Source organism: Pseudomonas sp. FYR_7, from assembly GCF_043106155.1.
Lineage (GTDB): Bacteria > Pseudomonadota > Gammaproteobacteria > Pseudomonadales > Pseudomonadaceae > Aquipseudomonas > Aquipseudomonas parafulva_B.
This window is the reverse complement of record NZ_JBICMI010000061.1, coordinates 167,249-180,159: the sequence shown is the minus strand read 5'-3', so window position 1 is coordinate 180,159 and position 12,911 is coordinate 167,249. Positions and strand designations below refer to the sequence as shown.

Annotated in this window: 15 protein-coding genes; 12 read left to right on the top strand and 3 right to left on the bottom strand. The window is 62.3% G+C overall.

All coding sequences use genetic code 11. The features are described 5' to 3' along the window. Positions 1 to 390: 390 nt before the first annotated feature. The 7 genes from ACF8R3_RS15885 (at position 391) to ACF8R3_RS15855 (ending at position 8,006) form a co-directional block, all read left to right on the top strand. Positions 391 to 1,686 carry an MFS transporter gene (locus tag ACF8R3_RS15885; RefSeq protein WP_392515868.1) on the top strand — a complete coding sequence of 432 codons (1,296 nt, stop codon included), beginning with the start codon at positions 391 to 393 and terminating at the stop codon, positions 1,684 to 1,686. Between the two features lie 98 nt (positions 1,687 to 1,784). After that, complete coding sequence (locus ACF8R3_RS15880) at positions 1,785 to 2,093, top strand: hypothetical protein (RefSeq protein WP_027916365.1); 309 nt, start codon at positions 1,785 to 1,787, stop codon at positions 2,091 to 2,093. 569 nt (positions 2,094 to 2,662) lie between these two features. After that, on the top strand, positions 2,663 to 3,772 hold the full coding sequence (locus ACF8R3_RS15875) for a 3-deoxy-7-phosphoheptulonate synthase (RefSeq protein ID WP_145256041.1): 1,110 nt from the start codon (positions 2,663 to 2,665) through the stop codon (positions 3,770 to 3,772). Between the two features lie 36 nt (positions 3,773 to 3,808). After that, the gene (locus ACF8R3_RS15870) at positions 3,809 to 4,090 is read left to right on the top strand and encodes a peptidylprolyl isomerase (protein ID WP_058604152.1); all 282 of its coding nucleotides are present in this window, start codon (positions 3,809 to 3,811) and stop codon (positions 4,088 to 4,090) included. Positions 4,091 to 4,268: 178 nt separating this feature from the next. Next, positions 4,269 to 5,039, top strand: coding sequence for a 3-hydroxybutyrate dehydrogenase (hbdH, locus tag ACF8R3_RS15865; protein ID WP_196126191.1), 771 nt, complete (start codon positions 4,269 to 4,271; stop codon positions 5,037 to 5,039). Positions 5,040 to 5,114: 75 nt separating this feature from the next. Continuing rightward, the gene (locus ACF8R3_RS15860; RefSeq protein ID WP_027916368.1) at positions 5,115 to 5,390 is read left to right on the top strand and encodes a peptidylprolyl isomerase; all 276 of its coding nucleotides are present in this window, start codon (positions 5,115 to 5,117) and stop codon (positions 5,388 to 5,390) included. Positions 5,391 to 5,522: 132 nt separating this feature from the next. Beyond that, the gene (locus tag ACF8R3_RS15855; RefSeq protein ID WP_392515867.1) at positions 5,523 to 8,006 is read left to right on the top strand and encodes an autotransporter outer membrane beta-barrel domain-containing protein; all 2,484 of its coding nucleotides are present in this window, start codon (positions 5,523 to 5,525) and stop codon (positions 8,004 to 8,006) included. Between the two features lie 42 nt (positions 8,007 to 8,048). On the opposite strand, the gene ACF8R3_RS15850 is transcribed toward ACF8R3_RS15855, so the two are convergent. Next, on the bottom strand, positions 8,049 to 8,672 hold the full coding sequence (locus tag ACF8R3_RS15850; protein ID WP_058638248.1) for a LysE family translocator: 624 nt from the start codon (positions 8,670 to 8,672) through the stop codon (positions 8,049 to 8,051). 129 nt (positions 8,673 to 8,801) lie between these two features. Between ACF8R3_RS15850 and ACF8R3_RS15845 the strand changes: the two genes are divergently transcribed. Continuing rightward, on the top strand, positions 8,802 to 9,623 hold the full coding sequence (locus ACF8R3_RS15845) for an AraC family transcriptional regulator (RefSeq protein WP_392515866.1): 822 nt from the start codon (positions 8,802 to 8,804) through the stop codon (positions 9,621 to 9,623). Between the two features lie 97 nt (positions 9,624 to 9,720). Further along, positions 9,721 to 10,332, top strand: a complete 612-nt coding sequence (locus ACF8R3_RS15840; RefSeq protein ID WP_078478575.1) for a LysE family translocator — start codon at positions 9,721 to 9,723, stop codon at positions 10,330 to 10,332. On the opposite strand, the gene ACF8R3_RS15835 is transcribed toward ACF8R3_RS15840, so the two are convergent. Further along, entirely contained in the window at positions 10,313 to 11,005 is a 693-nt protein-coding gene (locus ACF8R3_RS15835) for a metallophosphoesterase (protein ID WP_058638251.1), read from the bottom strand. The genes ACF8R3_RS15840 and ACF8R3_RS15835 overlap by 20 nt on opposite strands. Positions 11,006 to 11,117: 112 nt before the next feature. On the opposite strand from ACF8R3_RS15835, the gene ACF8R3_RS15830 reads away from it, so the two are divergent. Then, the gene (locus ACF8R3_RS15830) at positions 11,118 to 11,858 is read left to right on the top strand and encodes a carbon-nitrogen hydrolase family protein (protein WP_392515865.1); all 741 of its coding nucleotides are present in this window, start codon (positions 11,118 to 11,120) and stop codon (positions 11,856 to 11,858) included. Next, the gene (locus tag ACF8R3_RS15825) at positions 11,855 to 12,097 is read left to right on the top strand and encodes a hypothetical protein (RefSeq protein WP_058604143.1); all 243 of its coding nucleotides are present in this window, start codon (positions 11,855 to 11,857) and stop codon (positions 12,095 to 12,097) included. Before ACF8R3_RS15830 ends, ACF8R3_RS15825 begins: the two co-directional genes overlap by 4 nt. Here ACF8R3_RS15825 and ACF8R3_RS15820 read toward each other — a convergent pair. Beyond that, positions 12,082 to 12,600 carry a methylated-DNA--[protein]-cysteine S-methyltransferase gene (locus tag ACF8R3_RS15820; RefSeq protein ID WP_145256035.1) on the bottom strand — a complete coding sequence of 173 codons (519 nt, stop codon included), beginning with the start codon at positions 12,598 to 12,600 and terminating at the stop codon, positions 12,082 to 12,084. The two genes, ACF8R3_RS15825 and ACF8R3_RS15820, sit on opposite strands and share 16 nt — an antisense overlap. 136 nt (positions 12,601 to 12,736) lie before the next feature. Here ACF8R3_RS15820 and ACF8R3_RS15815 point away from each other — a divergent pair, with 136 nt between their 5' ends. Beyond that, the gene (locus ACF8R3_RS15815) at positions 12,737 to 12,907 is read left to right on the top strand and encodes a hypothetical protein (protein WP_023533860.1); all 171 of its coding nucleotides are present in this window, start codon (positions 12,737 to 12,739) and stop codon (positions 12,905 to 12,907) included. The last annotated feature ends 4 nt before the right edge of the window (positions 12,908 to 12,911 follow it).

Sequence of the window (12,911 nt, the reverse complement as noted above, 5' to 3'; positions counted from 1 at the left end):
GCAACAGCAACAGCAACAGCAACAGCGGGAGCGGGAGCGGGAGCGGGAGCGGGCGATTTGCCTGGGAAAGACATTGGCATGTCTTTCCGAGACTGCGGCATCGCGCCGCAGCCAGTCAACCCTTGGCAAAACCCTGCAAGCCCGTAGAATCGCGCTTCCTTTTCGCCCGTCGCCTTGAACGGTGGCAACCGGCAACCAAGACCGAGTCCGCGCCTGACCCCATGAACGCTCATGTGAAATAGGCTCAACCCTCCCCGCCCGGCCGTCTTCTCGCATGGCCAAGCGGTTGAGTCTTGCCCAGGTCGCATCCGTGCAGCCTCTACCCTATCCGGGTCGATCGGCGTGCGCGCTCGAAAAGGCCAACCTTCGCATATCCAACTTGAGGTACCTATGTCTGCGCGTTTGCTGGCCATGGCGCTGGCGCCGCTGCTCGGGCTGTTCATCATTGCCCTGGGCAACGGCTTCATGTCTTCTCTGACCACCCTGCGACTCGGCGAGGCTGGCGAGTCTGCCACCACCATCGGCATCGTCTCGTCCACCTACTTCATCGGCCTGACCCTGGGCGCCATCTTCAATGATCGGCTCATCCTGCGCATCGGCCATATCCGCGCCTACACCAGCTTTGCATCGCTGATCGGCGTCACCATCCTGCTGCAAGGCCTGTTCTATGAAGTGACCTGGTGGTCGGTGCTGCGCCTGATAAATGGCTGGGCGGCCGTGGGTGTGTTTCTGGTGATCGAAAGCTGGTTGCTGCTGGCCGGGGACGCCAAGATCCGCGGTCGCCTGCTGGCCTTGTACATGATCGCTTTCTATGGCGCCGGGGTGCTGGCCCAGGCAGGGCTTGGCGAGATTACCCGCCTGGGCGAGACCGCGCCCTTCATGCTGGCGGGTGTGCTCACCGCGCTGTCGGTGTTGCCGATCGTGATCCTGCCACGGGTCTCGCCACTGCTGGACCAGGTTGAGCCGCTCAAGCCGCGGCAGCTGTTGGGCGTGGCACCCTCGGGGCTGGTGGGATGTTTTGGTTCCGGCGTGGCCATAGCCGGGATCTACACGTTGCTGCCGCTGTACCTCCAACGTATCGGGCTGGACGTTGGCGAAGTGGGCAATATGATGGCCTGGGTCATCCTCGGGGCCATGCTGCTGCAATACCCCGTGGGGCGTTGGTCGGACCGCAGGGACCGCCAGGACGTGCTGATTGCCCTGGCTGCGGTGTGCGCTGCGCTGGCGCTGGTCACCGTATTCCTGCCCTCGGATGCGTTCCTGCTACCGGCAATGCTGTTTCTACTGGGCGGCGGGGTGTTCACCCTGTACCCGGTGGCGGTCAGCCATGCGGCCGACCGTGCCCCATCCGATGCCCTGGTGCCCATGATCCAAGGGCTGCTGCTTATCAACTCGCTGGGCTCGGCGATGGCGCCGATGGCGATTTCGCCGGTCATGACCGAGTTTGGCGAAGCCGGGCTTTTCTGGGCCTTTGCCGTGGTCAACCTATTGATGATGGGCTTTTTCCTGTGGCGGCGCGGCAAGCGTCCGGCCGCGGAACACCCTGCCCCGTTCACCGCCTCCACCACCTTCTCGCCTACCGGCGCTGAACTGCGGGTTACCGAGGACCTGATGCATGCTGCCCAGGAGCATCCTCCGATGGAAACGGCCGAACCCAAGCCATCGCATCATGGCGAGGCCTGTTGAGGTAAGCGTGCCGTAAACGACCATCCGTCGCCCTCAGGGCACCTCCTGTGCAGGTCTTTGCCAAAGCAATGACAGATTCCATGCACAGGAGCTTCGCCATGATTCGCATCCGTAGCCTTTCGCTGTCCGTTGCTTTCGCCTTGGCCACCCTGGCCGGTACCAGTCAGGCCGCTACTGACACTACCAACACCGATATGCACCCGAAAACCGACCAGATGGGCGGCAAGACCGCAGGTGAAGGCAGCAGCGTGAACACCCCAGGCAGCAGCCGTGACAATGACAGCAGCAACGCCGGCGCAGCAGGTGCCCATGACGGTGCGGCAGGCGGCTCCAACAGCACCGGCGAAGCCACAGGCTCCGGCGCAGGTGCCACCGGTGGGCAAGCTGAAGATCAAGACAGTCACTAAGACCACGCCTTGTGCCCCCCTAACGTAATCATCCCATCGATTACGCTCATAGCATTTTTCCATTGAATGGCCCGCGCAATGTGAAGTAAGCTCGGGCTCATTCACTGGAGAGCAACATGCAAGCAACCATCCACACACTCGTCCCTGCCACTGGCCGCGCTTCGCGCCCAGTATCGGCTGTGACCGTGTGCGTGAATGCACCTGCCTCCTATTACTTCGGGTATTGGTTTAGCCACTAGGCGCCGATACCCACACGGCGTCCACCTTCGAGGGGCCGCCGAACATGAGAATACTCAAACCCCCGGTCGGCCTCCCGACCGGGGGTTTTGTTTTTTCAGGCCTACACCCAAACGATTCAGAGGACAGATTCATGAAATACGACACCTATTACGTAGCTGGCACCTTCACCTGGCGATTTAGCCACGTCCGCTCGGGCCAGCCTGCCGCCTCCGATCGGTTCTGCACAGGTGGCACTGCTTTAGCCAATAGCCAATCACCGATCTGTCGAACACCTCGATAGGGCCGACCGCGCAGGATATAGCGCCTGCCGTCCGCCCAAGGAAAATCCCATGCAAGCATCCAGCCTCGCCCTGCCTCTAACCCAACCTCAAGCTGCCAATACCGCTGTCAGCCGCCGTCTTCCCAGTCCGCACCTGCTCAAACAGCAAATGCCGCTCTCTGCCTCGCTCGCACACCAAGTCCAGGCGCACCGCCAAGCCATTTGCGACATTCTCGAAGGACGCGACCACCGCCTGCTGGTGATCGTAGGGCCGTGCTCGCTGCATGATCCGCGCTCGGCGCTGGAGTACGCCGATCGCCTGGCCGCGTTGAGCCGCCAGGTCGATGATCGCCTGCTGCTGGTGATGCGTGCCTACGTCGAAAAGCCGCGCACGACGGTAGGCTGGAAGGGCCTGGCCTACGATCCCCACCTCGATGGAAGTGACGACATGCACGCAGGCCTGGCACTGTCGCGTGGGCTGATGCTGGGCATGATCGAACGGGGCCTGCCGGTCGCGACCGAATTGCTGCAACCCATGGCTGCTGGCTACTTTGACGATGTACTGGCCTGGGCTGCCATCGGCGCCCGTACTACCGAATCACAGATTCATCGGGAAATGGTCAGCGGGCTGGCGCTGCCGGTGGGCTTCAAGAACGGCACCGATGGCGGCGTGGCCATCGCGACAGACGCCATGCGCAGCGCTGCCCATGCCCACCGGCATTTCGGCATGGATGCACAGGGCTATCCTGCGATCGTCGAAACCCTGGGCAATGCGCACACTCACCTGGTGCTGCGCGGTGGCCATCAGGGCCCGAACTACGACGCCCACAGCGTCGCCCTGGCCCGCCAGGGGCTCGCCAAAGCGGGTCTGCCTGCGCGCATCATGGTCGATTGCAGCCATGCCAACAGTGGCAAGGACCCGGCCCGGCAACCGGCTGTGTTCAACGAGGTGTTGCAACAGCGGTTGAATGGGGACGCCTCGATCGTGGGCACGATGATCGAAGGGCACCTGTTCGAGGGTTGTCAGGCGCTCGGCAAAGGGGCGCTGAAATACGGCGTGTCCATCACCGATGGCTGCCTTGGCTGGAGCACCACCGAATCACTGTTGCACAATGCGGCACGACGTCTAGGTGAGCGGCAGGCCGAACCCTGCGAGACACAACCGGTTGAAGTGCGTTAGGCTTTGCCTCTTTACCCTCCCAAGGAGCAGTACCCCATGGCACGTGCAACCGCCCGTCACATCCTGGTCAACAGCGAAGACAAGTGCAACGAACTCAAGGCCCAGATCGAAGCGGGTGCTGACTTCGGTGAAATCGCCAAGGCCAATTCCACCTGCCCGTCCAGCCGCCAGGGTGGTGACCTGGGCTCGTTCGGTCCAGGCCAGATGGTCAAGGAATTCGATACTGTCGTCTTCAGCGCCCCGGTCAACACCGTCCAGGGTCCGGTCAAGACCCAATTCGGCTACCACCTGCTGGAAGTGACCAGCCGCCAGGACTAAATCCTGCGAAGCAAGCCTGGTAGGAGGGAGTGGCTCAAAGCCGATGTATTGGCGCCATGCGAAGGTCCTCACGGAACCTTTGATCAGCCGCTCCGCTCCTACGCTCAGCCCATCCCGGGCGATGCCCAATGGCTTTCTTCGTTCCAGTCAGCGCCGGCGCGCTGCTAGGGAGCTTTGCATGACCCTCAAAGGCAAGACAGCAGTGATCACAGGTTCCACCAGCGGCATTGGCCTGGGCATTGCCCATGTGCTGGCGCGATCGGGGGCCAGCATCGTGCTCAACGGCTTTGGTGACCCTTCACCGGCCATCGCCAGCCTTGAGCAGTTAGGGGTGCAGGTGCGGCATCACCCCGCAGACCTTGCCGATGCCGCTCAGATCGAGGCCCTGCTGGCCTTTGCTGAACAGGCATTCGGTGCCGTGGACATCCTGGTCAACAATGCAGGCATCCAGCATGTGGCATCCGTCGAGCATTTCCCGGTGGATAGCTGGGACAAGATCATTGCCTTGAACCTGTCTGCGGTCTTCCACGGCACCCGCCTGGTGTTGCCAGGCATGCGTGCCCGCAACTGGGGGCGCATCATCAACATCGCCTCGGTTCATGGGCTTGTCGGCTCCACAGGCAAATCCGCGTACGTCGCCGCCAAGCATGGGGTGATTGGCCTGACGAAGGTCGTAGGGCTGGAAACTGCCATGAGCGGCGTGACCTGCAATGCCCTGTGCCCAGGCTGGGTGTTGACGCCGCTGGTGCAGCAGCAGATCGACGCACGTGCAGCAACCGGCATCGATCCCCAGCAGGCACAGCGGGACTTGCTCGCGGAAAAACAGCCTTCGCAGGCGTTCGTAACCCCTGAGCACCTCGGCGAACTCGTGCTGTTTCTGTGCAGCGAGGCTGGCAGCCAGGTACGCGGTGCAGCCTGGAACGTGGACGGTGGATGGCTGGCGCAATAAGCCATGCCGGTTCGCACGGCTAGCGGTGCGTCGGGCATAATGCCTGCTTTCTCTCGCTGCATGCATAGGTAGATCATGAAAGCCCAAGCCCGCCACATCCTGGTCAAGACTGCTGACGAAGCTGAAAAGCTCAAGCAGCGCATCGCCAAGGGTGAGGCGTTCGATGTGCTCGCCAGGAAGTTCTCCCTCTGCCCCTCGGGCAAGCGTGGCGGCGATCTCGGGGAGATTCGACCTGGGCAAATGGTCGGTGCGATCGACCAGGTCATCTTCAAGAAACCCTTGCGCGTGGTGCATGGGCCTGTGAAGAGCAAATTCGGCTATCACCTGGTACAGACGTTCTACCGCGACTGAGTCTCAACACTGCCACCTCAGTACCCAGCAGCTAGCAGTTCTGCCAGTTGTCGCCCTCAAGCCTGCCTCTGTAAACAGTGCCTGACCCCGCGCAACCGATGCTGCGCGCTGGCTTGGGATGGAGGCTTCGCTATGCGTGTACGACTGATTGTGGGCTCACTGAGTTTACTGGGCGCAGCCCTGCCATCGGCTCAGGCAGCTTGCACATTTTCCCCGGGCGCCGGTAACGACACGTATGTCTGCGACAGCGGGTCATCGCCTTCGCTCGTCGATACCGAGGGCGACAACCGCCTGGTGCTTCCAGCGAATGGCACCGGCGCCACCGAAGGCGATGCCACCTTCGGTCCAGGCCGGGACAGTATCGACATGGCCTCCGGCGCGATCGCCGGCAACGTCAATCAGGGCGGCGGCATCGATGACTTCGTCATGAGCGGCGGCGTGATCGAAGGCAACGTCAACCAGGGTGACGGGCTGGACACCTTCTACATGTCCGGCGGCTGGATCAAGGGCACCTTCGACAGCGGCGACTACGCCGAAATGGATGGCGGGCGGATCGGAAACGTCAACCTGCGCTTGGACAAGAATACCTTCATCATGCGCGGTGGCAGCGTTGACAGGAACGTCATCGCCGCGTTCGACACCGATTACATCGAAGTCTTCGACGGCACTATTGGCGGCAATATCAGTGTCAGCGGCGGCGACGACAGCGTTTTGATTCATGGCGGCAGTGTCGGGGGGGATGTACTGCTCAGCACGGGTAACGATCGCTTCGTCTGGGATGGCGGGACGATCGGCGGGAGAGTCGATGCCGGGCCGGGCGACGACACTGCGCTGCTCTCCGGGCTCAACCCGGAAACGCTGACGATCACGATCAATGGTGGCGAAGGCAACGATGCGCTCACATTCGACAATAGCCGCGTGGTGGGCGGTGCTCGTTACCTCAATTGGGAGACGGTGGCGTTGACCAATCTAAGCCAGCTGGCGCTCGACGACACCCTGGTGCTTGGAGACGCCGGCACCGGAACCGGCAGGCTCACGCTCGACAACAACAGCGTCCTAGCCTCCAGCGAGGGCGTGATCACAGCGTTTGGTCCAGGGCAAAGGGCATCGGTGAGCAACGCCGGTACGCTCAACCTCACCGAGGGTGGCGATGCCCTGGGCCGTCTTACTCTCCAGGGCGACTATGTCGGCGAAAATGGCTTCTTGCGCGTGAACAGCGTATTAGCCGGCGACAATTCGCCCTCAGATCGCCTGGTGGTCAGCGCTGGCTCCATAACGGGGACGACCGGCCTGATCGTCAACAACCTGGGTGGAGCCGGCGCGCCGACATACCAGAACGGCATTCAGGTGGTGGAAGCACGCGATGGTGCCACCAGTACGGCGACAGCCTTTGTGCAAACGCAAACCCTTTCAGCGGGCGCTTACGACTACCGATTGTTCAAAGGCGGCGTCACCGCCGGCAGCGAGAACAACTGGTACCTGCGCTCGACGCTGGTGGCGCCACCGGTGGTGACAGCGCCGGTTGAGCCCGAGGTGCCTGGCGAGCCGGACCCCGAGCAACCGGCTGCACCGCAGCCGGCGATCACCCCGCCGGTTGCCGCTCCGGCCCCAGGGCAACTGGACTTGCCCGCCCCGATCGCCGGCAACCAAAGCCTGCCACTGTATCGTCCCGAGGTCGCGGTCTACGCCGCCGCCCCCAGGGGGGCTGCTGTCGTGGTGCGCCAGGCACTGGGCACTTTCCATCAGCGTCAGGGTGACCAGCAACTGCTGGAGGGCCAGGGCGCATTGCCTGCTGCTTGGGGTCAGGGGTACGGCGGCGCGCTCCGTCAACAGTGGAGCGGTACTGTCAGCCCCAGCCTCGATGGCGACCTGTATGGCTTCAAGGTTGGTCAGGACGTGTACGCTCATGTGAGTGATACCGGCGCCCGTCAACACGCAGGGGTGCACGTGAGCCAGTCTCGCTTGACGGCCGGAGTCAAGGGCTTTGCATTGGCACAGGAGGACCGCAGCGTCGGTGACCTGCGCCTGGATGGCAAGAGTGCAGGTGTGTACTGGAGCTGGGTAGGTGCAGACGGTGGCTATGTGGATGGCGCTTTGCAGTACACCCGTCTGGATGGGCGGGCGCGCTCGGACCGAGGCGACAAGCTGGACCTGGATGGGGACGCCTGGGCCGCTTCGCTGGAAGCCGGCGTGCCCATAGCCTTGTCATCGCACTGGGCAATCGAGCCGCAGGCTCAGGTCATCGCCCAGAAAACCAAGTTCGATACCACCAGCGATCGTGTATCGCACATCGACCATGACGCGCAGGTCGAGCTCACTGGCCGCGTTGGGCTACGCCTTGAGGGGCGATTCAAGGCCAACGGCACCCGGCTGCTGCAGCCCTACGCGCAAGTGAACCTGTGGCATGGAGACGGCGGGCGGGACACGCTGGTGTTCGACAACACGGACAAGGTAAAGACCGATTACCGCTATACCGCCCTGCAAGCCGAGGCAGGTGTTGCAGCGCAACTCAACACATCATTGAGCGTGCACGGCGGGGTTCAGTACACGACGCACCTGGACAGCCGTGAACAGGAGGCTAGCGGCGTCAACCTGGGTGTGCGCTGGCAGTTCTGACACGCAAGAGGGGCGCGAGGGTAATACGCGCCCTGGCCTTCTTCAACGCCGGACGACCAACAGCCCTGCTCCAGCGCTTGCCAGCATCGCGGCACTGGTGCGATTGAACAACCTACGCGGCCGCGGCCTTGAAAACCATCGCTGCAAATAGGCGCCGATTGCGGCGTATAGCGCGATAGCTGCCCACTCCAGCAGCAGAAACAGAGCGCCCAGTAGCAGGAACTGTTGACCTACAGGGACGGGGCTGGCGACCGATACGAACTGTGGCAAGAAAGCCGTGAATATCAAGATGGCTTTCGGATTGCCTGCTGCAACCATGAACTCCTGACGCGCCAGACGCCAACTATTGCATGGCGGGTACCCAGCCTCGACGGCCGCGGCCACTGGGGCACGCCACAGTTGCCACGCCAGGTAGAACAGATACCCCGCCCCCACCACCTTTATCGCCAGGAACAGGGTTTCGCTGGTATGCAGGACCACGGCCAGGCCCATGGCCGCAAGGCCTATCATGCCGCTGAAGGCCAGCAGGCGTCCTACCCCGGCAAAGCACGCGGTACGCAAGCCATAGCAACTGGCGTTGTGAAGCGACAACAGGTTGTTGGGGCCTGGTGCCATGTTCAGGGCAAAGCAGGCCGGTATGAAAAGCATCAGGCTGGCAATGTCCATCTCTCTCTCCTCTGAATTCACGGGTTGTATCGCAGGTACCGGGCCGCAGCGTCAAGGTACAGCCACGTGCCACAACTGTACGGGCGAGCAGCGGCTGTTTAAGCTGTCGGTCATCACAAGGACCCTTCGATGCACCATTCCACTACCACCCTGTGGCGAGACCCGCGCTTGCCGCAGGTCGAGAGCCGCCGCGCCTGTAACAGCCGAGCCTGCTACAAGGCCCATAGCCATCCGACATTCTCTATCGGTGCCGTGGACGCAGGCTCCAGCTTGTTCACGGGTGCAGGCTGCGGTACCGAGCGGCTCACCCCCGGTACGCTGGTGGCGGTCCCCGCGCACCGGGTCCATGCCTGCAACCCCGAGGCAGACCAGCCCTGGAGCTACCAGATGGTGCATGTGGATGCGAGCTGGCTGGCCGAGCTGCGCACTGAGTCCGGCCTGCCCTGCGGCGCCCCTGAGCAACCGGCGCGTGTCAGCCGGGATGCCGAGGCGTACCGCCGGTTCTGCCAACTGAATGCCGTGCTGTTTTCCGAGGCGACCCCGGTGCAAAAGGAGGCCGAGTTGATCGCTTTTCTGTGCGACATGGATTTCGACACCTTCTCGCCCTCGGCCGCAGCACCCGTCCTTCAAGCGCCGGCGCTGCAGGGCTTGCTCATGGACCTGCGCGACCAGGACCCGACTCGCCTGACCGTGGAGTCACTTGCCCGTGAGGCCGGCCTTGGCCGTTATCAACTGATTCGCGCGTTCCGCGCTGCCACAGGTCTGACTCCGCACGCCTACGTGCTCAACGCCAGGATCAACCAGAGTCGTCGACTGCTCCGGCAGGGTCACCGATTGGTGCAAGTCGCCCACGACCTGGGATTCGCTGATCAAAGTCATTTCCAGCGGGTATTCAAGGCGCATGTCGGGATCACACCCGGGCTATACCTCAAGGGGCAGACCACGAAGTAAGGCTGCGCGGTCATCACCTGCAATATTGTTCAATACGCGGGGTTCATGTGCCCGCACACTCGGGCAACTGACCTCAAGCGCCGAGTAACCTGCGACCATGCAAGCGTTTATCCTGATTGCCCTCGCCCACTTCCTGGCGCTGTTGTCGCCAGGGCCGGACTTCTTCCTGATTGCCCGAACTGCCATTGCCAGCGGCTGGCGCGTGGCCAGCGGTGCATGCCTGGGCATTGCATTGGGCAACGGGGTATTCATCGTGCTGGCATTTACCGGAGTATCCATACTGCACGAGGGCAGCGTGCTGTTCGACCTGTTGCAACTGGCTGGTGCGGTTTATCTCATCTACCTGGGTATTGCCTTTGTGCGTCATGCCGGCAGTACCAGCGTCTGCGCGACTTCGGGCAGCACATCGCCCACTTGGTGGCGCAACCTGCAGATGGGCTTGCTGTCAGGCCTGCTCAATCCTAAAAATGCCTTGTTTTATGCAAGCCTGGCCAGCCTGGTGGCGGGCAGTTCCACGGTGTGGAAGGTGTCGTACGGAGTCTGGATGCTCTGCGCGGTGCTTGCCTGGGACTTGCTGGTCGCCGTCGGCATAGGCCACCCGCGGGTGCTGCGGCGATTCAGCGCCGCCCTGCCCTTGCTCGAACGGTTGTCGGGCCTCGTGTTGCTGCTGCTCGGCATGGGTTTGCTGATCACGCTGGCCTGGCGTTGACGAGCGTCAGCGTACGCAGGTCCATCAGACTGAAATGCCCACTGGTCCATCCCCCGGTATCCAGATGCCACACATTGCCCAGCTGCCTGACAGACTGGACGGTGGTATGGCCGACCAGCAGGGCACGCAGCCCATTTATGGGCGTGGTATCGCCCTGCTTCAAACGTCGCCTTGACCACAGGCAGGTTTCAAGCACGTCTGGATCGTCGCCCAGTTCGAGCCAGGTACCCAGGGTCGACCAGTCATCGAACGGGCTGTCGGCATGCAGCAGGCCCACAGGGCCGCTTGCCGACTCGACCTGCAAAGCGATTGGCATCTGTTCGAAGCGTTCGACGAAGCGCAGCTGCTCAGCGGCCGCTGAATCGATGAACCATCCACCCCCGGCCGCACGGTACATGTCCAGGTCCAGCCGGCCGCCACGCACCAGGTTGATCGCCAGTGACTCGTGGTTGCCCTGGACCGCGTAGAACCATGGCTGCTCCAGCCAGTGCAGGGCTGCCCGGCTCATTGGACCGCGATCAACCAGGTCGCCAACGCTGAACAGCCGATCCTTGCCCGTATCGAAACCGACGGCGTCCAGGCTTTGCTGCAACCGGTCGAAATGGCCGTGTATGTCTCCCACGGCCAGGTCTCGACCCAGAACATTGGCGCCAACAACCTGGAAACGCTGCATGACCTGATCCCTTAGCAAGTAGGCAAAGACCCTAGGCCCTTGCCTGGACAGCATGGCACAAGCGTCTGGTCGGGAGTATGCTCGGCGATCACGTACCAGGGAAGGAAGTGTCATGAAGCTGTGCGCTGCGCAACTGGGTTCACTCAAGGGCGATGTGGCTGCTAACGTCAGGCGTCATCTGGCCTGCATCGAACAGGCCGCGAACGTGGGCGCTGCCGTGATCGTCTTTCCCGAGTTGTCTTTGACCGGTTACGAACCCGGCATTGCCCGTCAGGCTGCGCTGCCCCTATGCTCTCCACATCTGGACCCGCTGCAAGCGGCAAGTGACCGCCTGGGCATCATCGTTGCAGCGGGATTACCACTGCCAACCCCGAACGGCATCCAGATCGGCATGCCGATCTTTACCCCGAGCGCCCCGCGCCAAGCCTATGCTAAACAGCGCCTGCACGAAGATGAACTGCCCTACTTCTACGCTGGGGCGAGCACCTCGCTGATCCAGGCGGCGCAGCACCGAATCGCGCCGGCCATCTGCTATGAATCCATGTTCATGGCCCACGCTGCATCGGCCAAAGAACGAGGGGCAGACATCTATCTGGTCAGTGTGGCCAAGACGGCAAAAGACGTAGGGGAAGGACACGCGCATTATCCGCAGGTGGCGCGAGAACTGGGCTTGATCGTGCTGATGGCCAACTGCGTTGGACCCGCCGACCATTTCGTGGCGGCCGGTGGTTCTGCGGCATGGGACAGTGAGGGCCGCCTGCTGGGTTGCCTGGACCCTCACAGCGAAGGCATGCTGCTACTGGACACCGAGGCTGGCACTGCCAGCATCATGCCGCTGGACGCGCCAGCGTGATCTACCTGGTAATGGCCCTGGCGAGCTACGGGCTAAGCTACTACGTGGTCGGATTGCTACTCGATGGCCAGGTGGCTGACATCGCCGAGGGTATGCGCCATCGCACCGATGCCCCGACCCCAGGTCAATACCTGCGCGCCGTTGAGCAACGGTTGCGCCGGGTGCGCTGGGAGTACTCGCTCATGGTAGGTACGGTCCTGACGGCGACGTCGTGCGCCGGCGTCTACTGGCTAGGCTGAAGCTGCAAGTGCAATGGCAACGTTTGCCGGCCTTCGAGGGCCAGTAGCAACTGCTTGGCTGCCAGCCCACCGGCAAAGCCGGTAAGCCCGCCGCTAGCCCCTATGACGCGATGACAGGGTGCGATGATCGAAATCGGATTGCGCCCATTGGCAGCCCCCACCGCCCGCACGGCACTGGGGTTGCCGATTTGCTGGGCGATCTGACCGTACGTGCGGGTTTCACCGAAGGGGATGCTCAGCAACGCGTCCCACACCTGACGCTGGAACGCCGTTCCAGTGAATGCCAAGGCCAGATCGAAACGCTGACGTTTACCGGCAAAGTATTCGCTCAGTTGATGTGCGGTTTCGATCAGAACAGGGCAGCGGTCTTCACGCTGCAGCGGGCCAAGGCGTACCCTGTTCTCTCGTTCCTGCTCCCACAGCACCGCACTCAGCCTTTGATCCTGAGAGACGAGGGTCAGCGTGCCAACTGGCGATGGCATGAGGGTGTACAAACTGGGCATATCGCGACTCGGGATCCAAAAGGCAGCTTGCGACGGGGTGCTTATGACAAAGCGACTAACCGTAATGGAACTGAATTACTGCGAATCAGCACCGGTCAACACTTGTGAACGCTGCAAGAAACTGACGAGGTGAATCATGACTATCGAAGCTGAGACGCTCGCACAACTCGCACAAGCCCTGAAAGCACAAGGGGCCAGGTTGATCGCTGACCTTACGTTCATCCGCGCGCCTTACCGGTGCGGCAAGCGCTGGGTATGCAATGTAGTACGCCGCAAAACCGCACGCAAGCCTGCACTGCTCCAATGAACGG